The sequence below is a fragment of the Streptomyces vilmorinianum genome (assembly GCF_005517195.1).
Taxonomy (GTDB): Bacteria; Actinomycetota; Actinomycetes; order Streptomycetales; family Streptomycetaceae; genus Streptomyces; species Streptomyces vilmorinianum.
Genome location: NZ_CP040244.1, coordinates 1,318,605 through 1,345,245 on the forward strand (window position 1 = coordinate 1,318,605; position 26,641 = coordinate 1,345,245).

Below are 26,641 nucleotides of genomic sequence, written 5' to 3' on the forward strand. Positions count from 1 at the left end.
CGGCCGAGCTAGCGGGCCGTGTCGTCCGGCCAGACCCCGATGTGGTCCTGTTCCAGTTCCAGCATCACGCGGTGCTCCATGCCCAGCGTCTCCGTGTACTCCGCCGGCAGCTGCAGCCGCCCCGCGCGGTCCAGCATCGCGTACTCGCGGGCCACCACCGACTCCTGGCCCTCCGCGTCGACCTCCGTGCGGCGCAGGACCTCCGAGGAGGTGCGGCCGTCGCGGATGGCGACCGTGCGGCGGACCTCGGAGGCGACCGCCTGGTCGTGGGTGACGATCACGATCGTCGTGCCCAGCTCCTCGTTGGCGCGGCGGAAGGCCGCGAAGACCTGCTCGCCCGTCGCCGAGTCCAGCTCGCCCGTCGGCTCGTCGGCGAGCAGCACCGAGGGGGAGTTGGCCAGCGCGACCGCGATCGCGACCCGCTGCTGCTGACCGCCCGACATCTGGTACGGGCGCCGGTCCCGGCAGTCCGCGACCTCCAGCATCGCGAGCAGCTCCTCCGCCCGCTCGGCCTTCCGCTTCGAACGGCCCCGCAACTGCATCGGCAGCGCCACGTTCTGAGCGGCGGTCAGATACGGGAGCAGGTTGCGCGCCGTCTGCTGCCAGACGAAGCCCACCACGTCCCGCCGGTACCGCAGCCGGGCCTTCGCGTCCATGGCAAGGAGATCGCAGCCCGCGACCTTCGCCGCGCCCGCCGTCGGCACGTCGAGTCCCGCCAGGATGTTCATCAGCGTCGACTTGCCACTGCCCGACGCCCCGACCAGGGCCATCAACTCGCCCTCCTCCACCAGGAGATCGAGGCCCTGGAGCGCCTGCACCTCCACCCCGTCCGCCGTGCTGTGCTGACCCGGGGGGCGACCCCCGGACCCCCGGTCGGAAAAGATGCGTACCAGCCGGTCGCAGGCGATCAGCGCGTCGTGGCCGTACGAGGGACGGTCGCGGCGCGCCGTGGCCCGCTGCTCCAGCTCCGCGAGGCTGATGTCGGTCATCGTGCGTCTCCTGCCCTGAGTTCCTTGATCGAGCCTCTGCGCGTCGACCACCACGCCTGAAGGGCCGCCGCCACCCCTGTCAGGACCACCACGCTCACGGCCGGCAGCCCCAGCGACCACGGGTCCGCCCGCAGGGGCGCGCCGTCGAGCGTGGCGAGCCCCGGCGCCGCCGCAAGCGAGAGCCGGACCAGATCCACGCCCGGCGCGAGCAGCAGGATCGTGGCCCAGCCGACGAGGGTTCCGCCGACCGCCGCGAGCAGCGCCTGCGGCAGCGCTTCGAGTCCGAGCAGCCGCCTGCCCTGCCGCCGGGTCAGGCCCATCGTCCGCAGGCGCGCGAGGAGCGTGGCCCGTTCCGGCGCGGACTGCAGGAGCGACAGCAGGACGGCGAGCACCGCGTAGCCCGCGCCCACGCCGATCGCCGCCAGGTAGATCCGCTCGGCGCCCGCCTGCATCGGCGAGTCCACATACGCGGCCCGCTGCTCGGTGCGCAGCACCACCGAGAAGTCGGGGGACTTCTTCGCGACCGCGGACCGCAGCGCCTCCCCGTCCACCGACGGCCCGGAGGCCAGCAGCACGGTGTCCGCCCGATGGGTCAGGTCGGCCGCGTTGACCAGCAGGAAGTCCGCGCCGGGCAGGGCCGGCGTGGAGCTCCGTACCGCCACGATCCGCACCTTGAACTCGCCGGCCGCCGCGACCACGTCCTGGGGCTCGGTGCCGAGCCGCTCCGCGACCTCGGGGGAGGCGATCGCCGGCAGGACCCGGTTGTAGTCGACCCGGCCGCCCGTCCCGGTGGACTTCAGCAGGTCTGCGGGGAAGGGGCCGAAGCCGGTCTGCCGGGCGAGCCGGGTGTACGACTCCGGCTCCACGCCCACCAGGGCCGAGGTGCGGAGCTCCGGCGCGAGGCCCGTCCCGGTCGGCAGCGCGATGCCGTACTCGACCTGGACCGGGGCCACGTCCCGTACCCCCGCCGTCTCCCGCACCGCCGCCGCCATCCCGTCCGGCAGCTTCACGGCGTCCGCGTTCCCCGACACCCGCGCGTCCGCGCCGGTCTCCAGGAGCGCGGCCCGGTCGCGCGCGTCGGCGACCCCGGCGAGCACCGAGCCGCCGAACGCGGCCGTCGTCAGCGCCACGAGCAGCGCGAGCAGCGGCAGCGCGCCGGTCGCCGAGGACCGCCCGGCGCGGGCGAGCGACAGGAAGCCGACCGCGCCGCGCAGTCTGCGCGCCGGCCGGGTCGCCCAGCGCAGCGGCAGCGGATAGAGCCGTACGAGAACCAGCGCGGCGATCAGCGCGACCAGCACCGGGGCCGAGCTGATCAGATAGTCCCCGGAATCCTCCGTGCCGCGGCGGCGCAGCGCGGCGACCGCGCCGACGGCCAGGGCGAGGAGGGTGAGCTCGGCGACCGTACGGCCCCGGGACGGGCGAGCGTCGACCAGGTCCTCGCGGCCGCCGCGCGTGAGGGGCCCCCGGTGCAGGAACAGCGCGCGCAGCGGCAGCGCCAGGGCGGCGAGCAGCGCGACCGCCCCGGCCGCGGCCAGGGCGGGCAGGAAGCGGGCCCCGGGGAACGCGAGCGTCGCGAGGAGCAGACCGAGGCCGGCGGCGGGCAGGGCGAGGACGGCCGTCTCGCCGAGCAGCCGTACGCCGATCCCGGCCGTCGAGCCGCCGCGCGAGCGCAGCAGCGCCAGTTCGGCGGCGCGCCGGGCCGCGAACAGGCCGCCCGTCATGGCGAGTACGACCGCCGCGACTGCGCCGATGCCGAACGCCGCGACGGCGACGACCGGCGCGATCGCCGTACGCATCCCCCGGTACGCCTCGACGATCTCGTCGAGGCCGGTGCCGACCGCGCCGCTCGGCCCGACGACCTCCCGGACCTTCACCAGATCGGGGCCGCTGGAGAGCGAGGCGATCGTGGCGCGCAGGCGGGGCTCGTCCTGCGCGGAGAGATGGCCGGAGACGAGGGCGAGGCGCCAGTACAGCTCCGGATCGCCGTTGCTCACCAGGAGTACGGGACCGCCCTCCGGCGGCAGCAGCAGCGCGGCCTGCCAGTAGAACTGGGTGCCGTCGCCGCCGGGCTTGACCGCGTACGCGGGGGTGCGCAGCAGCGGCTCGACCGACCAGTAGCCGCCCTGCGGGCGCACCGGCTCGACGATGCCGGTGACGGTCACCGCGAGCGGGGTCAGGGAGTAGCGGGCCGGCACGTGCACCACCGAACCGACCTTCAGACGCAGCGACTTCGCCGTCTCGGCGGTCACGGCGGCCTCGCTGGTGCCCTTGGCCGGGTCCGCCTTCGAGGGCAGCCGGCCCTCCCGTACCGTCGCGTGCCGGTCGAGCGCCGACGGGGCGGACAGGACGAACTCCGGGGGCAGCTTGTACGGCTGCGGGAGCCAGGGATCGAGGCCGATGACCCGTGTGGTGGTCCGTACGCCGTGCACCGACTCGGCCGCGTCGATGCGCAGCGGGGCCGGCAGCAGCCGCTCAAGCGCGGACCGGCTCCGGGCCAGCGGACCGGGCCGCATGCCGTACTGCCGGGAGGCGAGCGGCAGGTTGGGAGGCGGCGGCTGGCTCGTGATGTCGAGGACGGTGTTGCGGGGGGCCGCGGTGGAGATGTCGTGCCGCAGGCCCTCGGTCTCGTACACGTCGACGGTACGGGGGAGGGCGGCCGCGAGGAACGCGGTGACCAGGACGAGGAGCGCGAAGGCCCATGCCGTCCCCGGCGCGGTCCGCAGCCGGGTCCGCACCCAGGGCGCCACGGCGCGAGCGGGTCTGCCGTCCTTGCGGGGCATGTCGGTCGCCTTCCTCCACTGTTCCGTACGCATCACTGGTCCCCCTGGTGGCGCAGTGTCACGGCCGGGTCGGTGCGGCGCAGCGCGATCGTGGCGACGATCAGCAGCGGCAGCGTGGCGACCCCGGCGAGCAGCAGCGCCACGTGGCCGGGCGGGAGTTCGACCAGGACACGGGGAACGGGCCGGGCCGCCTGCCCGGTCAGGACGATCAGGGGGACGACGGCCCGGGTCAGCACGGCGCCGAGCGCCACGCCCACCAGCAGGCCGATGCCGACCAGGAGGCCCTGCTCGGCGGCGATCAGCCGGGCCAGCTGGCGGCGCGGCGCGCCGAGCGCCCGCAACACCCCGAACTCGGCGGACCGTTCACGGGTCGAGCCGGCCGCGCTGACCGCGAAGCCGACCGCCGCGAGCGCCGCCGCGGCCGCCGCCACCGCCATCAGCGCGGCGTTGGGGCCCGCGCCGAGCGGGTCGCCCAGCAGCTCGGCGGCCGCCTCGTCCCGTACGAGGACCTGCGTGGGGTCGACGTCGGGCCGGGCGCGCAGCGTGCGGGCGACCTCCACGGCCCGGCCGGGCGCGGTGGTCAGCCACCACTCGGTGGGCGGCAGGGACGCGGTGGGGTCGGTGGTGAGGAACCGGTTGGCCGCGTGCAGATCGATCAGGAGCGCGCCTCCGTCGTCGGGTGTGGCGGACGGCGCGGTCGCCGAAACGGTCCTGGCCCCGGCGCCGGTGGTGGGCAGCTCCCGTACGGAGTCCACGATCGTCACCTTCAGCCTCAGGCCGCCCAGGGACACCTCGACACGGTCGCCCTTCTTCGCGGCGGCCGTCGTGAGGAACGCGTCCGTCGCCACCGCCGGCAGCGTCGCGGGCCGTGCGGGCAGCGGGGCGGTGATCCGCAGGCCGTACTCCTCCTGCCCTTCCTGTGCCGGATGCGCGGGGTCGGCCGAGGGCCTACCGGCCACGAACCCGACCGAGTACGGCGCCGTGGCGGTCGCCGACCCGGTCAGCGGGACCGGGTTCCCCCGCCGCCCGTTCGAGGTCTCCTGGTAGCCCGTGCTCCAGGAGGTGAGGGAGCGCACGGCGTCGACCGGGCGCTCGCCGCCGCCCTCGTGGAGGGAGACGAGCCGCTCGACGGCGAAGGTCTGCGGCCCGCCCCGCCCGTCGGTGACCCGCCCGTCCAGCTCCACGCCGGTCAGCGTCAGCCCGTCTCCGGGCCCGGGCACGGCTCCTGGCGAGCCGCCCAGGTCGAGGGTCAGCCGGTGCGGCTGCCCGTCGGAGGGAAGCGGCCCGAGGGGCTGACGGTACGGAATGCCGTAGCGGTCCTCCACGACGACCGTCACCTGCGCCGGGGCCGTGCCGGGCGGCGCCGTGCGCCGCAGGTCGAGCGTGAGGCCGTGGCTCCCGACGGGCAGGGCCACCCCCGGGCGCGGACCGGCCTTCGGGGCCAGCGACGTGAGCAGGGAGCCGGCGGGGCGGTCCGCGAGGTCGTCGCGCAGCAGGAAACCGTCGGCGGCGTGCACGGTGTCGAGGGCGAGGACGGTCGCCGTCCGGTTGCCCGCGAGGGTCGTCGTCGTGCGGTGCGCGGGGGCGGCCGAGCGGACCCCGGGCAGCGAGGTGTACTGCCCGCTCTGGGCGGGGTCGGCGGCGCCTTCGGTCAGGACCCGTAGCGCCGTTCCCGTACGGAAGTCGGCCCGGTCGGTCTGCGAGCGGTCCCAGGACGCGCTCTGGCCGATGGCGAGCATGCCCATCGCGACCGAGAGGACGAGCAGCAGCACCGGGCCCGCGCCGCGCAGCGGGCGGCGGCTGAACTGCCAGCCGGCGAGCGCGGCCGGCAGCCCCCGCCCGCCGGCGGCGCGCCGCTCGGCGAGCCTGGCGGTCGGCGGCAGCAGACGCAGGGTCAGGACGGTGCCGGCGAGCAGTGCGAGCGCGGGGGCGGCCACCAGAAGCGGGTCGATGCCGAGAGCGCCCCAGCGGTCGCCGCTGAGCGCACCGCCGCCGGCGTCCCCGGAAACGGTGACGGAACCGGACCCGGACCCGGAGCTGGACCCGGTGTCGGACCCGGACCCCGTGCCGGACGCGCCGGTCTGCCGGTCGAGCTGCCAGTACGCGACGGCCGCGAGGACGAGCAGGCCGACGTCCGCCCCGGCCCGTACAGGCGCGGGCAGGGCGGCCGTACGCCCCTTGCGCGGGGTCACCGCACCGCCGTCCCCCGTGCTCAGCGCGGGCGCCACGACGGCGGCCGCACAGCACACGGCGACGAGCGCCGCGACCAGCCACACCTGGCCGGGCGGGGCGTCGTCGAGGCGTACACCGAGCGCGCCGAGCGAGGTCCGGTCGGCGAGCAGCCGGGTCAGCGGCCCCGCGAGCAGCGGTGCGACCACGGCCGCGGGCACGGCGAGCAGCAGCGCCTCGACGGCGGCGAGCCAGGCGATCCGGCGCCGCGAACCGCCGCGCGCCCGCAGCAGTTCGGTCTCGCCCGACCGCTCGGAGCTGAGCAGCCGGGCGACGAGCAGCAGGGCGTACGCGGCGAGCAGCACCAGCTGCACGGCGACGATCGCCAGCGTGGACCGGGAGACGAGCAGGGCCCGTCCGGTCTGCTCCAGGACGGTCGGCAGCGAGGTGCGGGCGCTGACCGTGCCGCCGAATCCTGTGGTGTCGGCGGCGAGCGCGGCCGGCTCCGCCGAGGCGGCCGCGTGCAGCGCCTCCATCCGGTCGGTGGTGACCCTGGTGAAGTCGGCCGTGGCCAGCCAGGACGTCTCGCCCGCGGTGACCCGCCCGGAGTCGAGGACGGCGGGGTCGGCGACCAGCGGGCCGTACGTCGTGAACACGACGGTCTTCACGCCGCGCCCGCCGGCCGGGTCCAACTGCCAGTACAGGTCGGTGAGGTCGAGCGCCCGGTAGAGCCCCGTGATCCGGACCTTCACCGACGGGCCGCCGAGCCGGTCGGTGAGATCGAGCACGGTCCCCGGACCGATCCGCAACCGCTTGGCCGCCTCCTCGGGCAGCGCCACGTCGATGCTGTCGCTGCTCGTGCTGTCCGGCCAGGCGCCCTTCACGAGCGCGAGCCTCGACCGGTCGAGTGCGGCGATGTGGGTGAGGTCGGGCTCGCCCAGGCGCGCGGCCGGATCCTGAAGCGTGCGCGGCAGTGCGTAAGGACCGGAGCGCTCCAGCTTCCGTACGCTCACCGGCAGTCCGTCGAAGGTCCTGCTCGCGGCCTCACGCGCCGCCGTGTCGGCGCTCTCCCGCTTCGCCACCGGCACCTGCCCGGCGACGACCAGAGCGGCGGCGGGTGCGGCACGGCCCCGCAGGGTGCTCTGGAGAGCGGCGTTGCCGATGGAGCCGGAGAAGGCGGCGAGGGCCGCGAGCACGGAGGTGGTCAGCAGGACGGCGAGGAGCGCCGCGGCGAGCAGCAACTGGTGTGCTCTGACGCGCAGAAGTACGAACCCGGTCACCGATCCCCCTGAATCCCCTGAAACCCCTGAAACCCGTGATCCCCTGAACGCGCGTCGAACGTTCATCGGATGCTTTCAGAGGGCACGTGCCGCTGGTAACCGCTTGCGGGGAGACCTTGACTGGATCGTGACCGTTATCCGGGGGTACGGAACCGGAATGCGTGCCCTCAGTCGCCGCGCGGCACCCAGCGGTGCGTGAACCGGGCGGCCAGGACCCCGCCCGCCAGCGTGGCCGCCGCGCAGACGGCGAGGGCGAGCGCGAGCCCGCACGCGAGCAGCCCGAGCGGGGAGTCGCCCGAGGGCGCCAGGAACCCGAGGTTGAAGGAGGCGAGCAGCCCGGCGAAGAGCGTGGCCAGGACCAGCGCGCAGATGGTCGGCACCCCCATGCCCCACCAGGCGACCCGCAGATGGAAGCGCACCCCCGAGGTGTACCCGGCCAGGGGGCGCAGTTCGTCGGCCCGGTCGAGGAAGGCGTGCAGCAGCCCCGCCGAGCCCGTCAGCGTCAGGAAGGCGAATCCGGCCGCCGCGATCAGCATCACCCAGTCCGCGATCCGGGCGCGGGCCGCCGACCCGACGCCGTACTCGACACCGGGCACCTCGACCTGGGGCATCGGAAAGGCCCGGTACGCGGCCCGCTCGATCCGCTCGGCCCCGTCAGCCACGGCGGTCCCGTCAGCCCGGTCGGTCCCGTCGGCTCCCTGGGTGAGGACGACGAACGCGCCCGCACCCTCGCGGAGTTCGTCGGACCCGGCCGCCGCCCGGACGTCCACCTCGCCGAAGCTCATCCAGCGCAGGGCCTCCGTGCGCGGGGTCCGCTCGGCGAACACCTCGGCGGCGGGCAGCGGTTCGCCGTGCGGGCAGACCGTCACGGGCGCCAGCGCCACCAGGTCGCGGCACTCGCCGACGAGGACGGGCCGGGCGTTCCGGTCCGAGTGGACGATCCGCAGCGCCCGGTCGCCGGGCGCGAGCGCGGCCAGGAAACGGTCCGCCTCCCTCCGGTCCGACGCGCCGTTCACCTGGAGGAGCCGGCCGTCGAGGTGCGCGGCGAGCACGGCGGCATGCCGGGCCTCGGTGGTCAACTCGCTGATACTGACCTGAACCTGGGCGAGCAGCCCCAGGAGCACCGCGAGCGCGGCACACGTCCGGGCGATCACCCCGGGGTGCGCGGCCGCCCAACGGCCCCCGACCAGCCGGGCCGCGTCGCCGCGCCGGGGTCCGGTCAGGCGTACGGAGAGCCTCGCGGCGGCCCTGCCGAGCAGCGGCGGCAGCCCGGCGAGCGCCAGGATCGCGCCGACGGTGAAGAGCCGTACGCCCGGCAGATCCCCGATCATCGCGCCCCACAGCGCGCACAGGGTCCCGATCCCGCAGAGCCGGCCTGGCCAGGCGGGCGGCCGGTCCCGGACCGGGCGCGGACGGGCGCCCGCCGCGGGACCGATCCGCAGATGCAGCAGCGCGAACGCCAGGCACAGCACGGCCCAGACCACGAGGAGTGAGAGCGGGAACGACCAGCGCAGGGCGGTGAGATCGCGGGCGGCGATCTCGTACCCCGTCACGGGAAGCGTGAACCCGGTGAAGGCGAGGACCGTCAGCGGAAGCCCCGCGACGAGCGTGCCGACGGCCAGAGGGCGCAGACACTCGCCTGCGGCGATGCGGGCGCGTACGGAACGGCCGGCACCGATCGCGTGCAGCACGGCGAGACGGCGGTCCCGGCCGCGGGCACCGAGCCGCGCGCCGACGACGAGCAGGACGGCGGCGGGCAGGCCGAGCAGCGGGAACATCAGCCAGTACAGGTCGCTTTCGGCGCGGTCGAAGCCCTGACTCAGGAACGGGGACGGTCCGGTGAGCGGGGCGCCGCCGAAGCCCGTGATGAGGCGGGAGTACGGCTTGCCCCCGATCCCCGCGTCGGCCGGAGGGTGCCGGTAGACGAACAGTTCGCCCGGGTCGACGAGACCGCTCGGGGCGATGGTGCCGGCCGATCGGCCGAAGCGGGTCGCGGCGGCGGGCAGGATGTCGAGGAGCGCGGGCGACACGAACGCCTCGCCGGGCTCCGGCCAGCGGGGCAGACCCGGCGGTGGGGCGGCGACCCGGCCGGGGAGCGGTTCGACGGCCACGACCGAGAAGGCCCGGTCGCCCACGGTGTCCGAGCCCTCCCACCAGAGGGCGGCGGGCGTGGCGCCGGGGGCGGCCGGTACCGGGAGCCGGGCGGCGGCCCGGAAGTCACGGGCGCCGTACACGGCCCGGTCGACCTGCGCGCCCCAGACGAGCAGGGCCGCGGCGACGGCGGCGAGCGTCAGACAGAGCGCCTGGACGGCATGACGCGGATCCCGCCGCCCGCCCGCGGCCCGCCGTCCGACGGCGAGCAGCTGCGCCGTGACACCCCGCCGGCGACGGCTCGGCCGGGGCCTGCTGGGCAGGGCCGTGCTGGGCCGGGTGGGGGCCGGAGCGGTGAGGCCCGCGCCAGGGCGACCGGCGTCCGACGCGCTCGGCGAGGCCGACGCGGGCGCGCCGGGTCGGGTGCGGCTCACGCGCTGCCCTCCGCGCGGGTTTCGGCCCGGGCCCCGGCTACGACCTCGGTCCTCGCTGCGGCGTCAGCCCCGGCCTCCGGCTCGTCCGCCTCGGCCTCCGGCTCGTCCGCCTCGGTCAGGCGTCCGTCGCGGAGGTGGAGGCGGCGGTCGGCGTGGCAGGCGACGGCCGGGTTGTGGGTGACGGCGACCAGCGTCGTGCCGTACCGGTCGGGCAGGCCGAACAGCAGCGCGCGCACCTCGTCGGTGGCCCGCTCGTCGAGCGCGCCGGTCGGCTCGTCGGCGAGGATCAGCGGCGGGCGGGTGGACAGGGCCCTGGCCACCGCGACCCGCTGCCGCTCACCGCCGGACAGCACGCTCGCCGGGGAGTCGGCCACCTCCCCGACCCCGAGCTCTCCGAGGAGCCGCTCGGCCGTCTCGTACGCCTCGCGCCGGCCCCTGCCCGCGATCAGCAGCGGCAGGGCCGCGTTCTCGACGGCGCTCAGCTCCGGCAGCAGCTCACCGAACTGGTACACGAAGCCGATCGTCCGCAGCCGCCACGCCGCGGCCTTCGCGGGCCGCAGCGTGGCGGCGTCGGTCCCGCACACCCGTACCGTCCCCGCCTGCGGCCGGTGCAGCCCGGCGAGCACCGAGAGGAGCGTGGACTTGCCACTGCCGCTGGGGCCCATGACGGCGATCGACTCGCCCGCGTGGGCGGTCAGGCGTATGTCGCGCAGCAGGGTGCGGCCGCCGAGCGCGCAGGTCAGGCCGGAGACGTCGAGGGTGGGGGAGGAGCTCATGGATCAGTAGTGCGTCTTCCAGCCGGAGCAGGCGTCGGGGGCGAACGGGATGTTCTCGCAGACGTTCAGCTGGTAGACCGACGAGGAGCTCGACCCGCCCGTCCGGCAGTAGCCGCCGGTCTCCTCCACGCGCCCGGTGACACCGTTGAGGCGCCTGTACTCGCTGTAGACGTTGAAGCCGTCGACCTCCCTGTCACACACCCCGACGTACGAGTGGTCGGAGACGATGTAACCGAAGTCGCTGCCCTGGTACACGTAGAACGTGCCGCCGAAGGCGCTGCTGCTCCCGATCAGGGCGGTGACCGCGCCGACCGCCAGTGCACCCAGACGCATGGTTCTCCGTCGCACGACGAACCTCCACAAGACGAGGGGCACCCGCCCGGTGCGGATGCCCATTCGATGTGTTGCGGTGTTGCGTGTTGCGCGGGTGAACCTATGGGGTGAGGGAGACCGATGGCAGCACGTGTCGGTCAGATGACCGAATGTGGCCGACGGCTGGCGCGAACCAGTGGGATCAGTGGGGCAGCGGGATCCGCAGGCTCCGCGGACTCCGCACGACTCCGAGGGCTCAGTCCGTGCTGTCGGCGGTGTTGACCATCGACGCCGCCGCGTACGTCAGGTACTTCCACAACTGGCGCTCGTGCTCCGGGGCGAGGGCGAGCTCGTCCACCGCCGCGCGCATGTGCCGCAGCCATGCGTCGTGGGCCGCCTTGTCCACCGTGAACGGCGCGTGGCGCATCCGCAGCCGGGGGTGGCCGCGGTGGTCGCTGTACGTGCGGGGGCCGCCCCAGTACTGGATCAGGAAGAGCACGAGGCGCTCCTCCGCCGGGCCGAGGTCCTCCTCGGGGTACATCGGGCGCAGCAGGGGGTCCTCCGCGACTCCCTGGTAGAAGCGGCGGACGAGGCGCCGGAAGGTCTCCTCGCCACCCACCTGCTCGTAGAAGGTCTGCTCCTGAAGCGTGCCGCGCGGAATCTCGTTCACCGTTCCATCGTCTCAGATGCTCCGGCCGAGGACCGGAGGCCCAGGACCAAGGGGCCGGAACCGCTCGCTTCGCCACTCCCACCGCAGGACAGTGGAGTCATGGGAGCTCAGCCGGATGTGTTCGCCGAGGCCGGCGCGCGGGCGCGGCTGGCTCTCGTACGGGAGATCGAGGCGTACGGCGCGCTGCACGACCCCGCCTGGCGCGCGGCCTTCTCCGACGTGCCCCGCCATCTCTTCGTCCCCTACTACTACGTCTCCGGGGCCGCCGGCTACGAGCGGCTCTGGTCCGGCGACCCCGACCCCGCCCGGCGCCGCCGCTGGCTGCGCGGTGCCTACCGGGACGAGCCCCTGGCCACCCGGGTCCGGGACGGGGAGCTGGTCAGCTCCGCCAGCCAGCCCTCCCTGATGGCCGAGATGCTGGAGGCCCTGGACGTACGGGACGGGCAGGACGTCCTGGAGATCGGGGCCGGCACCGGCTACAACGCCGCCCTGCTCAGCCACCGGCTCGGCGCGGAACACGTCACTACCGTCGATCTCGACGAGGAGATCACCGAGTCCGCCCGCACCCATCTCGCCGCCGCCGGCTACCGGCCCGCCGTGATCACCGGCGACGGCGCGCGCGGCTGCCTCGAGCGCGCGCCCTTCGACCGGATCATCGCGACCTGCACCCTGCCGTCGATCCCGTACGCCTGGCTGACGCAGTGCCGCCCCGGCGCGCTCGTCCTCTCGCCGCTCTCCACCGGGCTGATCCTGCTGCGGGTGTGGGACGAGGCCCACGCGGAGGGGCGGTTCCTGCCGACCTCCGCGTACTTCGTCGCCCTGCGCGGCGGCAACGCCCGCTTCCACCGCGCACGACCGATGGGGCTGCCCCGGCACGTGTACGAGGACGAGCGCTTCAGCTTCCTGCGCACCCTGGTGGAGGAGAGCCTCGACACGCGCGAAGCGCTCTCGCTCTGGCAGCGCGAGCGGCGGCCGGAGCGGGAGCGCTTCGGGGTGACGGTGAGCGGGGGCCGGCAGTGGGCGTGGCTGGACGACCCCGAAGGGCCGTACGCCTGGCCCCTGCCGGACGGCTGAGCCGGGATATCGGATCGTGGATCGTGGATCGTGGATCGTGGATCCCGGATATCGGATCCAGGACATTGGATCCGATATCCGCCCCGCTCGTAGCTCGTACGTTATCCGCGTCGGATCGTGATCGTCGTCCAGGCGCCGACGTGCACCCGGTCGCCGTCCTGGAGCTGGACGGGCACATAGGGCTGGATCGGCTCCTCGGCCCCGTTGATCGTGGTGCCGTTGGTGGAGTTCTGGTCCACCACCGCCCACGAGCCGTCCGGCTGCTGCACCAGCACCGCGTGCTGGTGCGAGACGCCCGGGTCCTCCGGCGGCACGGACAGATCGATGTCGGGGGCCTCGCCGGTGGAGTGCCGGCGGCGGCCGATGCTGACCTGGTTGCCCTGGAGCGGCAGATGCTGCTCGGGCGAGTACGCGGGCAGGTTGAGGCCCGAGGCCTCCGGACCGCTGCGGTGCATCATCGCCATGAAGTAGTCGCGGTCAGGGCCGATGTACGCCGACCAGCCCGCGGCGGGCCGGGGCGGCTGGTACTGCTGCTGGGGCGCCTGAGGCGCCTGAGGCGCGGGTGCCTGCTGCTGCGGCTGAGGCTGCGGCTGGGACGGCGGCGGCAGCACCCAGTCGTCGCCGCCTCCGCCGGGCGCGTGACGCTGCGGCGGTTGCGGCGGCTGCTGCTGCGCGGGCGGTGCGGGCGGCGGCCCGGGCTGCGCGGGAGCGGCCGGCGGCGGCTGGAAGAAGGACGGCGGAGGCGGCGGCGGTCCCTGCTGGAACCCCTGCGGCTGCTGCTGCGCCTGCGGGCGCTGCGGCGGTGCCTGGTGGTGGGTGGGGTCGGCGGAGAGCGGCTCCGCAGGCCGGTTCATCTGCGAGGGCCGCGAACTCTGGTACTCGTACGGATCCGGCTGCTGCGGCTGGTGCTGCTGCGGCGGACGCGGCGGCGACTGGAAGCCCGGCGGCAGGTTGAGCCCCGGCGCGGGGCTCTGCTGCGACGAGGGCGGCGCCACCGGCGTGTACGAGGTCGCCGTGTTGGTCAGGAAGTTCCAGCGGCACTCCTCGCAGAACGGGGCCATGGCCTCGCGCGGGGTGCGGCACTGCGGGCAGAGCTCCGCCTGGGCGGTCGCGTTCGGGTCGTACCCCCCGGGACCGGGCGCGGGGCCGGGACCCGGACCGGCCGGGCCGGGGTATCCGTACGCGGGCGGCGGCGGGGGAGGCGGCGGTACGGCACCCGTCGGCGCACCCGCCCCGGCCATACGATGGCCGCAGACCTCGCACCAGTCGTCGGAGACCGACTGGTGTCCGTTCGGGCAGGTCGGCATGTCGGTGCTTCCCCCTCTCGTCGTCCGGCCCGCTGGCCGGGCTACTTCTTCACGCGAACCGTCTTGGTGGAGCGGGTCTCGAGAGTCATCTCGTCCGCTTCCGCGACCTTCGCCTTCAAACGCACAGTACCTGTCGCCGCGTCGACGACGTCCACCACCTTCGAAAGCAGTTTCGCAGTGCCCTCGTTGCCGGAGGCGGCCGCCAGCTGCACCGCGCGGCCCAGCTTGGCCGTCGCCCCGTCGTGGTCGCCCGACTTCCGCGCGTTCAGACCCTGCTGGATGACCTGCGCCAACTCGGCCTGGCCCGTGTAGTGCGCGACCTGCGGATTGATCGACGTGGACATCGCCATGTCGTCCGTCCACACCGCCCGCACCAGCCCCTGGCCCAGCGTCTTCGGGGTGCCGCCCGCCGGGTCCGGAACGATCAGGGAGACCCGGGCCGCCAGCATCTCCTGCCCGATCCCGGCCTGCGGAACCCGGACGCAGACGTGATAGTCGCGGGACTCGTCTCCCCACGAGCCCGTCGGGTAGTCCCCGGCCCGCGGACCCGCCTCCGTACGCCGGCCGGTCAGCTCCTCGACCGTCGGCGCGACCTGCTTCACGAATCCGATCTCCACCCCGACCGGGGTCCACAGGCGCAGCGCGACATCCGCGACCTCCTTGCCCATGGTGTTCTCCATCATCGCGGTGAAGTCCGCGGCGAGGCCCGCCGGATCGGCCACGATGTCGGCCGTGCCGAGCAGCGCGGAGGCGATGCCGGTGACCTCCTTGACCTCCCAGTCCGTGCCGACACCGCGCGCGTCGGCGGTGAACCGGCCCGCGCAGGCGTCCAGAGCGGCCCGCAGGTCCTCCGGCGACTCGTGCTCGTTGCGGCCGTCGGTGAGCAGGATGCCGTGCCGCATCGACACATCGGCGGAGGCGAGCAGCCGGTCCGCGAGACGCAGCCAGGTGCCGATCGCCGTACCGCCGCCCGCGGTGAGCCGGCGCAGCGCGTCCTTGGCCTGGCCACGGGTCGCCGGACCGGCCACGGCGAGGCCGCCGTTGCCGGGGAAGACCTCCTTCGCCACGTGCGTACCGGCGATCACGGCGAACGAGGTGCCGTCGCGCAGGGCGTCGATGGCGGCGGCGGTCGCGTCCCGCGCGCCCCGCATCTTCGTCGGCGGATACTCCATCGAACCGGAGCAGTCGACCATGATCACCACGGCGGCGTCGGCGCTGTCGTCCGCGAGCGCCGCGCCGCCGCTCGTGCCACCGCCGGTCGACGTGACCGTGACGATCGCGTTGACCTCACGGCCGCCCTCGGGCAGGAACTCGTTCTGGTACACGTCCACCGAGAACTGCGGCACGTGCGACTTGGAGAAGTTCGCCATCTGATTCGGCTCCTCGACGACAGCGTGGAAAGGGCAGGGGGCCGGCGACCGCTCAGGCCGATCCTGCCCCTTGCGGCGAGAGGGTGAACGGCAGCAGCGCCACGGTGACGTTGTCGTGGCCTCCGCCGTCCAGGGCGTGTCCGACCAGGACCTGGGCGCCGTGCAGCAGCCGCCCGGCGGCGTCGGCCGGCACGACCCTGGCCATGTCGTCCGCGCCCTCCGCGTAGTTCCAGAGCCCGTCGGTGCAGACCACGACCACACCCGGGCGGTCGGGCTTGAACGCGGCCGTGTGCGGCTCCAGTTCGTACGCGTCGGCGCCCAGCCAGCCGGTGATGGCGTGGGCGCGCTCGTCGGCGTACGCCTCCGCCTCGTTCATCAGCCCGGCGGCGACCATCTGGGCCGCCCAGGAGTCGTCCTGGGTGAGCCGTGCGGGCGGGGAGGTGCGGTCGTCGGGCACCCAGTAGGCCCGGCTGTCGCCGACCCAGCCGACGATCAGCAGCCCGTCGGCGACGACGGCACCGACGATGGTGCAGGCCGGGGCGTTCTGGTGGCGGTGTGGATCGTGCTCCATGCCGTCCTGGCCGGGCTCCTCCGCCAGGGAGTTGACCGCCTCGGAGGCGGCGACGATCGCCTCGTGCATGGCCTGCTGCGGGTGGGTGCCACGGGGCAGGGCGTCGAGCAGCGACTGCCCGGCGGCGTTCGCCGCCGCGGCGGAGGCCTCGTCGGGGCGGGTCGCCGAGGAGACGCCGTCGCAGACGATCGCCAGGGTGGCGGGGGTGCCGTCGGGCAGCGCGGTGGCCGAGACCGCGAACGCGTCCTCGTTGCGGTGGTGGCGCAGGCCGCGGTCGCTGACGGCCGCGACGCCGGAGAGCTCCTGCTCCATGTGGTCGCGCTCGCGCGGCTGGGCGTGGCCGCAGTTCTCGCAGTACCCGTCGGGGTCGACGTGCCCGGCCCGGCAGGCGACGCACAGCTTGGTCCCGGCGGGCGGGGTGGCGGCCTGCGCGGCGGCGACCTGCGCGGCGGCCCGGGGGTCGGGCGCGGCGAGCGCGAAGTCCCCGTCGGGGGAGGGGGCGGGGGCGGGGACCACCGGCGCGGCGGGCGCCGCGCCGCCGGCGCCGACCGGGCCGCTTGCCTCGGCCGGGGCCGCCTGGCCCGCCTCGGCGGCGAGCTGCGCGAGTCCGCTGACGCCCGCACCCGCCGGCGGCGCGAGGAACGCCTCGTCCGTGCGGACCGGGACGGTCGGCAGGTCCCGGGCGGGCGGCACGGCGGCCGGGCTCTCGGAACCCGCCGTAGCGCCCGCCGCGTCGACGCCGGGGGTCCCGACGCCGGGAGTCCCGTGCGCGGGCGTCGTCGGCAGGTCGTGGCCGCCCGAGTCCGTGCCCGGCAGGTCGCCCGGGTGCTGGGTCGCCGTCGAGAGGGAGGCCGGGTCGCGGCCCGGGGCCTCCGGCCAGTTCACCGGAGTGCCGATGGCCACCGTCGGGCGGTCCGGCTCCGGCTCCGGCTCCGGTACGGCTGACAGGTCGTACCCGCACGCCCCGCAGAACCGGTCACCCGACTCCAGCGGCTCCGCGCACTCAGGGCAGGCGGAGAGGTCGTTCTGCGGCATCTGGGACATACTCACACCCACGTCCGGGGGCGGAAACGGTTGGCCCGCTCCACCAGTTCGATCCTCTCCTCGCCCCGCTGGGCGAGCCGGGCGAGCACCCGGTACGAGCGTTCGAGGCCGAAGCGCAGTCCGCGCTCGTCCAGTGCGTTGCCGAGCAGCTGCGCCCCGCCCGGTCCCGCTCCGGGGCTTCCGGAGAGGACCCAGTCGAGCGCCGTGCCGAGCACCTCCGTCGACAGCCGCTCCCGGCGCACCGCGTCAAGACCGAAGCCCTGGAGCGCGGAGACCTGCGCCGCTGCCGCCGTCAGGTCCGCGCCGAGCGGCTCGTGCGCCGGCCGTCTGCGCAGCCGCGCCCGTACGGCGGCGACCCGGGCCGCGGTGTAGTGGATGGACGCCTCCGGTACGGACTCCAGCGTGCGTACGGCCCCGGTACGGTCGCCGGCCGCGAGCTGCACCCGGGCGAGTCCGAACGCGGCGCTGACGTAGCTCGGGTCGGTGGCCCACACCAGGCGGTAGTACTCCGCGGCGTTGTCCAACTGGCCGAGCACCTCGGCGCAGATGCCGAGGGCCAGCTTCGGCGCCGGTTCCCCGGGGAACGCGTCGTAGACCGCGTCGAAGGACAGCGCCGCGTTCTCACGGTCGCCGGTCACCAGCGACGTGACGCCCCGGTACCAGACCACTCGCCAGTCGTCCGGGTGCTGCTCCTCCAGCAGGGCGAGCGCCTGTCCCGCCGCGCCGAGGTCGTGCATCTCCAGGCGGGCACGCAACTCGCGCAGCCGCAGCTCAAGGGAGGGCGCGGGCGCGGTGTACAGGGCGCTGATCAGCTCGGCGGGGGCGGAGGCCATCAGTCCGGCGAGGAAACCGGCGTTGGGATCCGCCGCGTCCACGCGCGGCACCGGCAGCGCGAGCGCGCCGGCTCTCCCGTCCGGCGGTACGAGGAAGGAGCCCCCGGCGGACACTCCGGCGGGCACCACGGCCGGTGCCCCGACCGGTGCCGCCACACGCGCCCCGGCCGGCGCCCCGCCCTGCGCCACGCGACGGCCGCCGCGCCGGGTCTCCCTGGCCCCCAGGACCGACACGTCCTCGGTCAGCTCCGCGAACAACTCCGTGTCCGTGACCCGCAGTTCCGTACCGAACAGGGTCGAGAGCGCAGGTCGCGGCCGGCCCGACTGGAGGGCCACGACCTCGCGCAGCACGCCCGTGAGCTGCTCCGCCATCTCCTGCGCGGAGGCGAACCGGCGCGCCGGGTCGGGGTCCGTCGCGCGGACCAGGAGCCGGTAGAACGACTCGTACGTCCGGAAGACCTCGATGTGCTCCGGGTCGGGCAGCGAGTCGACGAAGACGTTCGTGTAGCCCTGGAAGTCGAAGGTCAGCACGGCGAGCGTGCGCGCCACCGTGTACAGGTCGCTCGCCACCGACGGGCCGACCTCGGCCACCTCCGGCGCCTGGTAGCCGACCGTGCCGTAGATCGCCGACTCGTCGTCGTCCATCCGGCGGACCGCGCCCATGTCGATCAGCTTGAGCTGGTCCTCGGTCTGGATCGCGTTGTCGACCTTGAAGTCGCAGTACAGCAGGTTCCGGCTGTGCAGGTGCCCGAGCGCCTCCAGGGCCTCGATCCCGTACGCGCACGCCTGCTCCACCGGCAGCGGATCGCGCCGTCCGTCCGGTGTCCGGCGGTCGTTGGCGATCTCCTTGAGCGACTTGCCGCCCACGTACTCCATGACGATGTAGCCGTCCAGGGAGCCCGTGCGCTGGTCGAGGTGCTCGACGAAGTTGTAGATCCGGACGATGTTGGAGTGCTCGATCTCGGCGAGGAAGCGGCGCTCGGAGATCGCCGCGGCCATCGCGTCCTGGTCTCCCGTGTCGAGCAGGCCCTTGAGGACCACCCAGCGGTCGGAGACCGCCCGGTCGACGGCGAGATAGATCCAGCCGAGCCCGCCGTGCGCGAGACAGCCCGCGACCTCGTACTGCCCGTGCACGATGTCACCGCCGCGCAGCTTCGGCACGAAGGAGTACGGGTGCCCGCACTTGGTGCAGAAGCCCTCCGTACGGCCCGGCCGGTCCCCGCGCGCACGGCCCACCGGAGCACCGCAGTCCGAGCGCGAGCAGAATCGCTTCCGCTCGGGAACCTCGGGGTTCTCCATCACCGCGGCACGCGGGTCGGGGCGCGGCACCTCGGGAATCGTCACCAGGCCCGCGCCCAGCCGGTTCCGCCCGGACTGGGCCGTCGACGAGCCGGAGCTGCGCACCGAGACAGAACGGCCGGTGCTCCCGCCCGACAGCGAGCGCGAGAGCCGCCCCGAGACCGAGCGGTGCGACGTCGAGGAGCGCGAGGAGGCGCGCGAACTGCTGCGGGAGGAACGGGACGAGGCGGAGTCCGCGCCCTTGCCGGCCACCGCCATCCCGGTCGGCGTGGACCGGAGCATCCCGCCGGGCGCGACGACCGGCGCGAGCCCGCAGGTGTCGCAGTACAGCTCGCCGCCGCCCATGTCCTCGTACGATCCCTCGCACGCCGGACGCTGACAGGTGCTCACCACTGACTCCCCCTGGAATCTCTGGGGCCGGACAGGACCTCTGCGGCGGCCTGCTGGTAGCGCAGGACCGCCTGCTCGGCGACCCGTAGGTCGCACGGCGCGCTCCACAGCATCCGGCGCGCCGCGTCGTACCGCTCGATCAGCAGCGGATCCTCCGCCGCGCCGAGCCGGGCCACCTTCGCCTTGTACGCGTCGAGCCGGCCGCGCAGCTCGGCGCGGACCGCGAGCGGCGCGGTGACGGCGGTCAAGGACTCGCGGGCGCGCAGCAGTTCGTCCTCGGCCTCCTGCTCCAGGGACTCCAGGAGCGGGGAGAGCCGGTGCCACTGGGCGTGTCTGCGGTACTCGGCGGCCGTCGCGAGCCGTTCCTGGAGGACGGTCGGCGGGCCGCTGACCGCCGGCACCTCGGAGGCGGCGATCTTGGCGAGGACCTCGCCGCGCGCCGACCGCGCCTCGGCCAGCGTCCGGTCGGCGCGCGAGAGCACGTCCCGCAGCCGCATCAGCCGCTCCTCGGAGTCCTGCCGGACCGCGAGGACCGCCTCGATCTCCCGCCGGATGTCCTCGAGGGCGCGCGCCGCCCGGTCGTACCGCTCGGTGTCGGGCCGGCCGCCGCCGGGCGCCGAACTGCCCGCCGCGGGCCGCCAGAAGGCCAGCGGGTCGGTGACGACCTGGGCGCGCAGGGTGGCCAGCTCGGCCGTGATCTCCTCCAGCTCGTCGCCGGCCGGGTGCTCCCCGGGCCGTACGCCGACGGAGTGCGCCAGCGAGCGCGTCCGTCCGAGCTCGGCGGCGAGGAGATCTATCCGGGCGGGCAGCGCGGACCAGACGGCGTCGGCGGTCACGACCATGTCGAGCGAGGACGCGTACAGCTCGTTCATCCGGCCGACGAGCCGCTCCAGCGTGAACCGCTCGGAGAGCCGGGCCGAACCGGCGTCCGACGGGTCGGGCTGCTGTGCCCCGCCGGAGACCAGCACGCTCTCGCCGCGCAGCCGTTCGGTCAGCTCCACGAGGTCCTCGCGGCTGGACCAGCGCCGTCGCGCGCGCAGCTCACGGGCTTCGGCGAGCGCGGCGGTGTACGCGTCGAAGTACGTCCAGAGCAGCGTGATCGTCCGCTCGGTGGACCGCCAGCGCTCCCGGGTCGTCCCGGTCAGCTCGGCGCCTTCGAGCAGCCTGCGGCCCGCGTGGTCCTGCAGCGCGAGGAGCGAGTCCTCGATCGCCTTGTGTTCCGCGCCGAGCCGCGCCAGCGCACGGTCCACCTCGTCCCGGTCCATCACCGGCCCGGGGGTGCCCGCGACGCCCATCGATCACCTCTCGCTCTACTTGTACTTGGGTGCGGGCGGCCCGGATATCCCGGGCAGGTCCGCCTTCAGCCACGTGTCGTACGCCGTCTGCCACGGGCCCTGGCGGTACTGGACGAGGACGTGGTTGACCCGGCGCACCAGGTCGTCGTTGCCCAGCTTGGCAGCCACGCCGTAGTACTCGGTGGTGAACGGCTCGCCCTTGAGCTCGACCGCCGGGTCCTGGGCGGCCTGGCCGGCCGCCAGCGCGTTGTCCGTCACGACCGCGTCGACCTCGCCCATCTGCAGGCGGACGAGGCAGTCCAGTTGGTTCGGGACGGTGAGCAGGTCCTTGTCGGCCTTGGTGCCGTCGCCCTCGTCCTTGAACACCGCCCCGAAGGAGTTCTTCTCCAGGGCCTCGTAGGCGGTGGAGCCCTCGGCCGTGCAGACCCGCTTTCCGCTCAGCGACGAGTCGTACCCGGAGATCTTGGAGTTCTTGGGGGCGAGGACCTGCTGGCCGGCCTGGAAGTAGGCGGTGGAGAAGGCGACCTGCTGGATCCGGCTGCAGTTGATCGTCATCGTGCGGACGACCAGGTCGACCGTGCCGTTCTCCAGGGCGGCGATGCGCTGGTTGGTCGGTATCGCCCGGAAGATGACGCTGTCCTCGCTGCCGAGGATGTTCTTCGCGATCGCCTTGGCCAGGTCGATGTCGAAGCCCTCCAGCGACGCGACCTCCTTGCCGTCGGCGCGCATCACCGTCTTCCGGTAGCCCCAGCGGTAGCTGGACTGGTCGACGCCCACGACGAGCTTGCCGCGTGCCTTGATCGCGTCGATCGAGGGGCCGTCGGCGGCGGAGGGCGTGAGCGAGGCCTCGGGGTTCTCGCAGGTGTCCGCCTTGATGGGCACACCCTTGCCCACGCCGGGGCCGCTCACCGCGGTCGCCCCCGCGTCGGCGCCGCCGTGGGCGAGCGGCAGCAGGGTCAGTGAGGCGGTCAGACCGCAGGCCACGGCCATCGCGGCCACCCCGCCCCAGCCGCGCAGCCGCCCCAGGGGCCGTCTGCCCCGGAGGCGTCCGCGGAGCCCGGCCGGGCCGCGCATCCTCGCGCCGTCGACGCCGTTGTGCATCCCGCCCCCTCTCACCGGTACTCCGACAGTCTGCGGTTGATTCCGAGGACGGCGCCCGCGGCGCCGAGGACACCGAGCCCGGCCGCGCCCAGCGGGAGCGCGCCCAGGGCGCCCCTGCCGTCCTCGGCGGCGCGGGTGAACTCGGACTGCTCGTGGTCGAGGGCCCGCTTCAGGGCGGCGTCGACCTGGTCGAAGGACTGCCCGGTGGACTCCGTCGGCCCGATCACGCTGGCCAGCGCGCCTTCGAAGTTGCCCGCGTTGTCCTGGTCACGGGCGCCCTTGTGCCGCTGCTTCCACTCGGCCGTCCGGTCCGCGGCGGCGCTCACCGGATCGCGCCCCGCGTCGTCGTCGGCGAGCTCCCGCGCCTGGGCGAGCGCGGTCGTCAGCGTCTCCATGCTGCTCGTGTAGTCCGTCTCGTACTTGTCGTTCTTGCCGTCGTCGGTGAGGACGGCGCCCCGCGCGACCAGCGTCAGGTTCTCGTTGGCGCGGGCCTTGAGCGAGCTGATCCGGGCGGTGTTGAGGATCTGGAGCGAGGCCTGCCCGTGCTCACGCGCCTCGTTCAGTCCGGCGCGCGCGACGGTGTGCGCCGCCGTGAGCCAGAGCAGCGCGATCACGCAGGCGGCGGTGGCGGCGAGGAGTCCGCGGTTGAACACCCGGTTCGTCAGGGCGTAGTTGCGGCGCTGGGCCCAGAGAAGGACGGCGAGGGCGACGATCCCGAGCGCGAGGGAGAGGAACGGCCAGGCGCGGGCCTCCTCGTCGTCCTGGTGGAGTCGTGCCGTCTCCAGCTCGTAGAGCCGCTCTGCGGCGGGAAGCAGCTCAGTTGTCATCTGCTGGTTCGCGTACCGCAGATAGGCGCCGCCGAGGGGCAGGCCCTGCCGGTTGGCGGCCCGGGCCCGCTCGATCAGCCCGGTGTAGCGGGGGAGCTGTTCGTTGAGGGCGGCGATCTCGCGGGCCGACTCGGCCGACCCCTCGGTGCTCGCCGCGGCCTTGACCAGGAGACGGGAGGCGGTCGTGATGTCGTCCGCGTACCGCTTCCGGACGTCCGCAGGCTCCTGCGCGCCGGCCAGGAAGGCGCCGGCCGCGGCGGTGTCGGCGTCCGCGAGCGAGCGGTAGATGTCGGCGGCGTCGGCGCTCAGCGGCTGACTGCGGCTCACCACGTCGTCGGCGGAGGAGGCCCGGTCGGCGACCTCGAAGGCGGTGACGGTCCCGAACGCGACGACCAGCAGGGCCAGTACGGCGCCGAGGATCTGCAGCCGGCCGGGCTCCGTCGTGGCGGCGCGGCGCAGCCGCACCCTGGCCTCGTCCCAGGCCCCGCGCCCGGCGGGCGTCGGCGCGCTCGGCGTCGGCGCGGCGAGCGGCCGCGACGGCTGCGCGGGCACGCCGGGTCCCGACTGCGTGGGCACGGTGCCCGGAGCCGAGGCGGCGGGCGCATTCGGCGGGTATGTCACGAGACCTCCCCCTCGGTCGATGACGGCTGCCCGGAGGGCAGTATGACCTCAGGGGCCCCACCCGCACACCAGGATTGACTCGATCTTGTTCCTATCGTGCCCCATGCCCTCGCCACCCCCGCAGGCGAACCCCTACTTTATTTACGCCGCCTGGCCGGAATCGGTTCCACCACGAACGGGTGACGCGAAACGGGGCGCCCCCGCCCAGGGGACACCCCGCACCTCCCGCGCCTACGCGAACCTCAGGAGTAGTGGGCCCGCAGCCGGGCCGCGGCCTCGGGCCCCGCCGCCACCTCGTCGAGCGCGAACAGCGCCGCGCCCAGCACGGGCGGCGAGGTTACGACCCCGATCACGGCCTTCGGCGCCTTGACGGCGAGGAGTTCCGCGATCCCGGCGTCCAACTCCGGGTGGCGCGCGGCAAGGACGCTGCCGCCCAGCAGCACCGGCGCCTCCTCGTCGAGCAGCCCGAGGCGCCCGAGCGCGACCGTCGACAGCGCGACGACCTCCTCCGCCAGCCGGCGCACCAGCGCGCGGGCGACCGGGTCGCCCTCCCCGCTCGTACGGAACAGCACGGGCGTCAGCTCGTGCCGCCGCTCGAAGGGGATGCGCCCCAGGTGCAGCGCCTCGATCAGCGCGTACATCGTCGGCAGCCCGAAGTGCCCGGGCAGCGCGCGGGCCAGCTCGGTCGGCTCGCCCCGCCCGTCCTCGGCCCGTGCCGCGAACCACAGCGCCTCCTCGGCGAGTCCGCTGCCGCCGCCCCAGTCGCCGGAGATCTTGCCCAGCGCGGGGAAGCGGGCGGTCCGTCCGTCCGGCAGCATGCCGACGCAGTTGATCCCGGCCCCGCAGACCACGGCCACGCCCCGCGGCTCGTCCACCCCGGCGCGCAGGATGGCGAAGGTGTCGTTGTGGACCCGTACGGACCGGCTCCAGCCCCGCGCCTCCAGGGCGGTCCTCAACCCCGCCTCCTCCACCGGGAGATCGGCGTTGGCGAGGCAGGCGGAGACATGCGTGAACGCCGGCGGCAGGCCGGCCTCGGCGGCCGCTCGCCCCACCGTCTCCGCCAGCCCGTCCAGGGCCGCCTCGACCCCGACCAGGGGCGGTTGGAAGCCGCCCCCGCGCGCCGCGCCGAGCACGCGGCCGTCCGTCCCGACCACCGCCACGTCGGTCTTGCTGTTGCCGGCGTCGATGGCGAGGAGCACGTCGTTCACGCCCACGCGAGGTGCTCCCGGTTGTGCGCGATCAGCCGGTCGGTGAGCCCCTCGGCGTACGCGTACTGCCCGACCAGCGGGTGCGCGAGCAGCGCCCGGAACACCCGCTCCCGGCCGCCGCGCAGCGCCGCGTCCAGGGCCAGGTCCTCGTACGCGGTCACGTTCGCGATCAGCCCCGCGTACAGCGGGTCGAGCGACGGGACCGGCAGCGGCGAGGCGCCCTGGGCGCCCACCGCCGCCTGCACCTCGATGACGGCGTCGTCCGCCAGGAAGGGCAGCGTGCCGTTGTTGTACGTGTTCACCACCTGGTACGGCGAACCTCCCCCGCCCAGCAGCGAGGCGGCCAGGTCCACGGCGGCCTCCGAGTAGAACGCGCCGCCGCGCCTGCCGAGCAGCGCCGGCTTCTCGTCGAGCGCCGGATCCCCGTACACCTCCAGGAGTTCCTTCTCCATCGCGGCGACCTCGGCGGCCCGCGAGGGCTTCGTGCCGAGCTCCCGTACGACCTCGTCGTGCGCGTAGAAGTACCGCAGGTAGTACGAGGGGACGACACCGAGCCGGTCGACGATCTCGCGCGGCATCCGCAGGTCGTCGGCGATGGCCTCGCCGTGCTCGGCGAGCAGCCGCGGCAGGACGTCCTCACCCTCCGGCCCGCCGAGCCGTACCGCGGTCTCCCAGGTCAGGTGGTTGAGCCCGACATGGTCGAGGTGGACCTCGGCCGGGGCGACGCCGAGGAAGGCGGCGAACTTCCGCTGGAAGCCGATGGCCACGTTGCACAGGCCGACGGCCTTGTGCCCGGCCTGGAGCAACGCGCGCGTGACGATCCCGACGGGGTTGGTGAAGTCGATGATCCACGCGTCCGGGTTGGTCCGCCGGACCCGCTCGGCGATGTCCAGGACCACCGGGACGGTCCGCAGCGCCTTGGCGAGACCGCCCGCGCCGGTGGTCTCCTGCCCGACGCAGCCGCACTCCAGCGGCCAGGTCTCGTCCCGCAGCCGCGCCGCCTGCCCGCCGACCCGCAGCTGGAGCAGGACGGCGTCCGCGCCCTCCACCCCCGCGTCGATGTCGGAGGTGGTGACGATCTTCCCTTCGTGCCCCTGCTTGGCGAAGATCCGCCGGGCGAGCCCGCCGACCAGCTCAAGGCGGTCGGCGGCCGGGTCGACGAGGACGAGTTCCGTGATGGGCAGGGTGTCGCGCAACCGCGCGAATCCGTCGATCAGTTCGGGGGTGTAGGTGGAGCCGCCCCCCACGACAGCGATCTTTGACGCCCGGGGGTTCGGGGGTTGTCCCCCGATCGAACGCAGCATCGTCGTATCAGCCCTTCACTCCGGTCAGTGTGACTCCCTCGACGAACGCCTTCTGGGCGAAGAAGAACACGAGGATCACAGGGGCCATGACCAGCACGGTCGCGGCCATGGTCAGGTTCCAGTCGGTGTGGTGCGCGCCCTTGAAGGACTCGAGCCCGTAACTCAGAGTCCACGCCCCCGGGTTCTCGGAGGCGTAGATCTGCGGCCCGAAGTAGTCGTTCCAGCAGTAGAAGAACTGGAACAGTGCCACGGCGGCGATGCCGGGCTTCGCCATGGGCAGCACGACCTTGATCAGGGTGCGCAGTTCGCCGCACCCGTCGATCCTCGCCGCCTCGATGTACTCGTTCGGGATCGTCAGCAGGAACTGGCGCAGCAGGAAGATCGCGAACGCGTCGCCGAAGGCCATCGGGATGATCAGCGGCCACAGTGTGCCGGACAGATCCATCTGCTTCGCCCAGAACAGGTACATCGGGATGATGACGACCTGCGGCGGCAGCATCATCATCGAGATGACCAGCAGCAGCGACAGATGCCGGCCGCGGAAGCGGAACTTGGCGAGCGCGTACGCCACCGGGACCGAGGACACCACCACGAGCGCGGTGCCCACCCCCGCGTACAGCAGGGAGTTCCGCCACCAGGTGAGGAAGCCGGGGGTGTCGAAGACCCGGGTGTAGTTCTCCCAGTGCCAGGTGTCGGGCGTGAGGTCGCGGGTCAGCGCCTGCTGGTCGCTCATCAGGGACGTCAGGAAGACGAAGATGAACGGCAGCACGAAGAACAGGGCCGCGGCGATCCCGAGGGAGTGCACGGCGATCCAGTGCAGTGCCGCCGTGCGGCGGGCGCGCTTCTCGGCGGGGCTCGTCACGGTGCGGTCGAGCGTGGACGCGGTGGTGGTCATG

Annotated in this window: 18 protein-coding genes; 1 reads left to right on the forward strand and 17 read right to left on the reverse strand. The window is 74.3% G+C overall.

Annotation, left to right across the window (positions count from 1 at the left end):
• Nucleotides 1–8 precede the first annotated feature (8 nt).
• The 7 genes from FDM97_RS06265 to FDM97_RS06295 form a co-directional block, all read right to left on the reverse strand.
• Nucleotides 9–989 (reverse strand): ABC transporter ATP-binding protein, encoded by a 981-nt coding sequence (locus tag FDM97_RS06265; protein WP_137989262.1) that lies wholly within the window; start codon nt 987–989, stop codon nt 9–11.
• On the reverse strand, nt 986–3,769 hold the full coding sequence (locus tag FDM97_RS06270) for an FtsX-like permease family protein (RefSeq protein WP_137994687.1): 2,784 nt from the start codon (nt 3,767–3,769) through the stop codon (nt 986–988). Before FDM97_RS06270 ends, FDM97_RS06265 begins: the two co-directional genes overlap by 4 nt.
• A gap of 32 nt (nt 3,770–3,801) precedes the next feature.
• Nucleotides 3,802–7,218: an ABC transporter permease gene (locus FDM97_RS06275; RefSeq protein ID WP_137989263.1), complete on the reverse strand. Its 3,417-nt coding sequence runs from the start codon at nt 7,216–7,218 to the stop codon at nt 3,802–3,804.
• Between the two features lie 167 nt (nt 7,219–7,385).
• The gene (locus tag FDM97_RS06280; protein WP_137989264.1) at nt 7,386–9,743 is read right to left on the reverse strand and encodes a hypothetical protein; all 2,358 of its coding nucleotides are present in this window, start codon (nt 9,741–9,743) and stop codon (nt 7,386–7,388) included.
• Complete coding sequence (locus FDM97_RS06285) at nt 9,740–10,519, reverse strand: ABC transporter ATP-binding protein (protein ID WP_137989265.1); 780 nt, start codon at nt 10,517–10,519, stop codon at nt 9,740–9,742. The genes FDM97_RS06280 and FDM97_RS06285 overlap by 4 nt, the downstream gene beginning before the upstream one ends.
• 3 nt (nt 10,520–10,522) lie before the next feature.
• Entirely contained in the window at nt 10,523–10,852 is a 330-nt protein-coding gene (locus tag FDM97_RS06290; RefSeq protein ID WP_137989266.1) for a hypothetical protein, read from the reverse strand.
• A 235-nt stretch (nt 10,853–11,087) separates the two neighbouring features.
• A complete protein-coding gene (locus FDM97_RS06295; RefSeq protein ID WP_137989267.1) occupies nt 11,088–11,501 on the reverse strand; it encodes a globin in 414 nt (137 codons plus the stop codon).
• Between the two features lie 99 nt (nt 11,502–11,600).
• Here FDM97_RS06295 and FDM97_RS06300 point away from each other — a divergent pair, with 99 nt between their 5' ends.
• A complete protein-coding gene (locus FDM97_RS06300) occupies nt 11,601–12,575 on the forward strand; it encodes a methyltransferase domain-containing protein (RefSeq protein ID WP_137989268.1) in 975 nt (324 codons plus the stop codon).
• A gap of 101 nt (nt 12,576–12,676) precedes the next feature.
• Here FDM97_RS06300 and FDM97_RS06305 read toward each other — a convergent pair whose 3' ends face one another.
• From FDM97_RS06305 to FDM97_RS06350, 10 genes are all read right to left on the reverse strand, one after another.
• Nucleotides 12,677–13,882, reverse strand: coding sequence for an FHA domain-containing protein (locus FDM97_RS06305; RefSeq protein ID WP_137989269.1), 1,206 nt, complete (start codon nt 13,880–13,882; stop codon nt 12,677–12,679).
• 41 nt (nt 13,883–13,923) lie between these two features.
• Entirely contained in the window at nt 13,924–15,252 is a 1,329-nt protein-coding gene (locus FDM97_RS06310; protein WP_137989270.1) for a vWA domain-containing protein, read from the reverse strand.
• A 52-nt stretch (nt 15,253–15,304) separates the two neighbouring features.
• The gene (locus FDM97_RS06315; RefSeq protein WP_432816196.1) at nt 15,305–16,858 is read right to left on the reverse strand and encodes a PP2C family serine/threonine-protein phosphatase; all 1,554 of its coding nucleotides are present in this window, start codon (nt 16,856–16,858) and stop codon (nt 15,305–15,307) included.
• 11 nt (nt 16,859–16,869) lie between these two features.
• A complete protein-coding gene (locus tag FDM97_RS06320; RefSeq protein WP_137994688.1) occupies nt 16,870–19,344 on the reverse strand; it encodes a tetratricopeptide repeat protein in 2,475 nt (824 codons plus the stop codon).
• A gap of 41 nt (nt 19,345–19,385) precedes the next feature.
• Nucleotides 19,386–20,684, reverse strand: coding sequence for a hypothetical protein (locus tag FDM97_RS06325; protein ID WP_137989272.1), 1,299 nt, complete (start codon nt 20,682–20,684; stop codon nt 19,386–19,388).
• A 15-nt stretch (nt 20,685–20,699) separates the two neighbouring features.
• The gene (locus FDM97_RS06330) at nt 20,700–21,785 is read right to left on the reverse strand and encodes a glutamate ABC transporter substrate-binding protein (protein ID WP_432816197.1); all 1,086 of its coding nucleotides are present in this window, start codon (nt 21,783–21,785) and stop codon (nt 20,700–20,702) included.
• An 11-nt stretch (nt 21,786–21,796) separates the two neighbouring features.
• Nucleotides 21,797–23,233 (reverse strand): hypothetical protein, encoded by a 1,437-nt coding sequence (locus tag FDM97_RS06335; RefSeq protein WP_175439042.1) that lies wholly within the window; start codon nt 23,231–23,233, stop codon nt 21,797–21,799.
• Between the two features lie 242 nt (nt 23,234–23,475).
• Nucleotides 23,476–24,447 (reverse strand): N-acetylglucosamine kinase, encoded by a 972-nt coding sequence (locus FDM97_RS06340; protein ID WP_137989273.1) that lies wholly within the window; start codon nt 24,445–24,447, stop codon nt 23,476–23,478.
• A complete protein-coding gene (locus FDM97_RS06345; protein ID WP_137989274.1) occupies nt 24,438–25,745 on the reverse strand; it encodes a 6-phospho-beta-glucosidase in 1,308 nt (435 codons plus the stop codon). The genes FDM97_RS06340 and FDM97_RS06345 overlap by 10 nt, the downstream gene beginning before the upstream one ends.
• A 7-nt stretch (nt 25,746–25,752) precedes the next feature.
• Nucleotides 25,753–26,640: a carbohydrate ABC transporter permease gene (locus FDM97_RS06350; protein ID WP_137989275.1), complete on the reverse strand. Its 888-nt coding sequence runs from the start codon at nt 26,638–26,640 to the stop codon at nt 25,753–25,755.
• Between the last annotated feature and the right edge of the window lies 1 nt (nt 26,641).

Excerpts from the sequence above, each read along its gene's own strand:
- FDM97_RS06265 (WP_137989262.1), bottom strand. The coding sequence starts at position 989 with ATGACCGACATCAGCCTCGCGGAGCTGGAGCAGCGGGCCACGGCGCGC.
- FDM97_RS06270 (WP_137994687.1), bottom strand. The coding sequence starts at position 3,769 with ATGCCCCGCAAGGACGGCAGACCCGCTCGCGCCGTGGCGCCCTGGGTG.
- FDM97_RS06285 (WP_137989265.1), bottom strand. The coding sequence starts at position 10,519 with ATGAGCTCCTCCCCCACCCTCGACGTCTCCGGCCTGACCTGCGCGCTC.
- FDM97_RS06290 (WP_137989266.1), bottom strand. The coding sequence starts at position 10,852 with ATGCGTCTGGGTGCACTGGCGGTCGGCGCGGTCACCGCCCTGATCGGG.
- FDM97_RS06300 (WP_137989268.1), top strand. The coding sequence starts at position 11,601 with ATGGGAGCTCAGCCGGATGTGTTCGCCGAGGCCGGCGCGCGGGCGCGG.
- FDM97_RS06305 (WP_137989269.1), bottom strand. The coding sequence starts at position 13,882 with ATGCCGACCTGCCCGAACGGACACCAGTCGGTCTCCGACGACTGGTGC.
- FDM97_RS06310 (WP_137989270.1), bottom strand. The coding sequence starts at position 15,252 with ATGGCGAACTTCTCCAAGTCGCACGTGCCGCAGTTCTCGGTGGACGTG.
- FDM97_RS06315 (WP_432816196.1), bottom strand. The coding sequence starts at position 16,858 with ATGCCGCAGAACGACCTCTCCGCCTGCCCTGAGTGCGCGGAGCCGCTG.
- FDM97_RS06320 (WP_137994688.1), bottom strand. The coding sequence starts at position 19,344 with ATGGGCGGCGGCGAGCTGTACTGCGACACCTGCGGGCTCGCGCCGGTC.
- FDM97_RS06325 (WP_137989272.1), bottom strand. The coding sequence starts at position 20,684 with ATGGGCGTCGCGGGCACCCCCGGGCCGGTGATGGACCGGGACGAGGTG.
- FDM97_RS06330 (WP_432816197.1), bottom strand. The coding sequence starts at position 21,785 with ATGCACAACGGCGTCGACGGCGCGAGGATGCGCGGCCCGGCCGGGCTC.
- FDM97_RS06345 (WP_137989274.1), bottom strand. The coding sequence starts at position 25,745 with ATGCTGCGTTCGATCGGGGGACAACCCCCGAACCCCCGGGCGTCAAAG.
- FDM97_RS06350 (WP_137989275.1), bottom strand. The coding sequence starts at position 26,640 with ATGACCACCACCGCGTCCACGCTCGACCGCACCGTGACGAGCCCCGCC.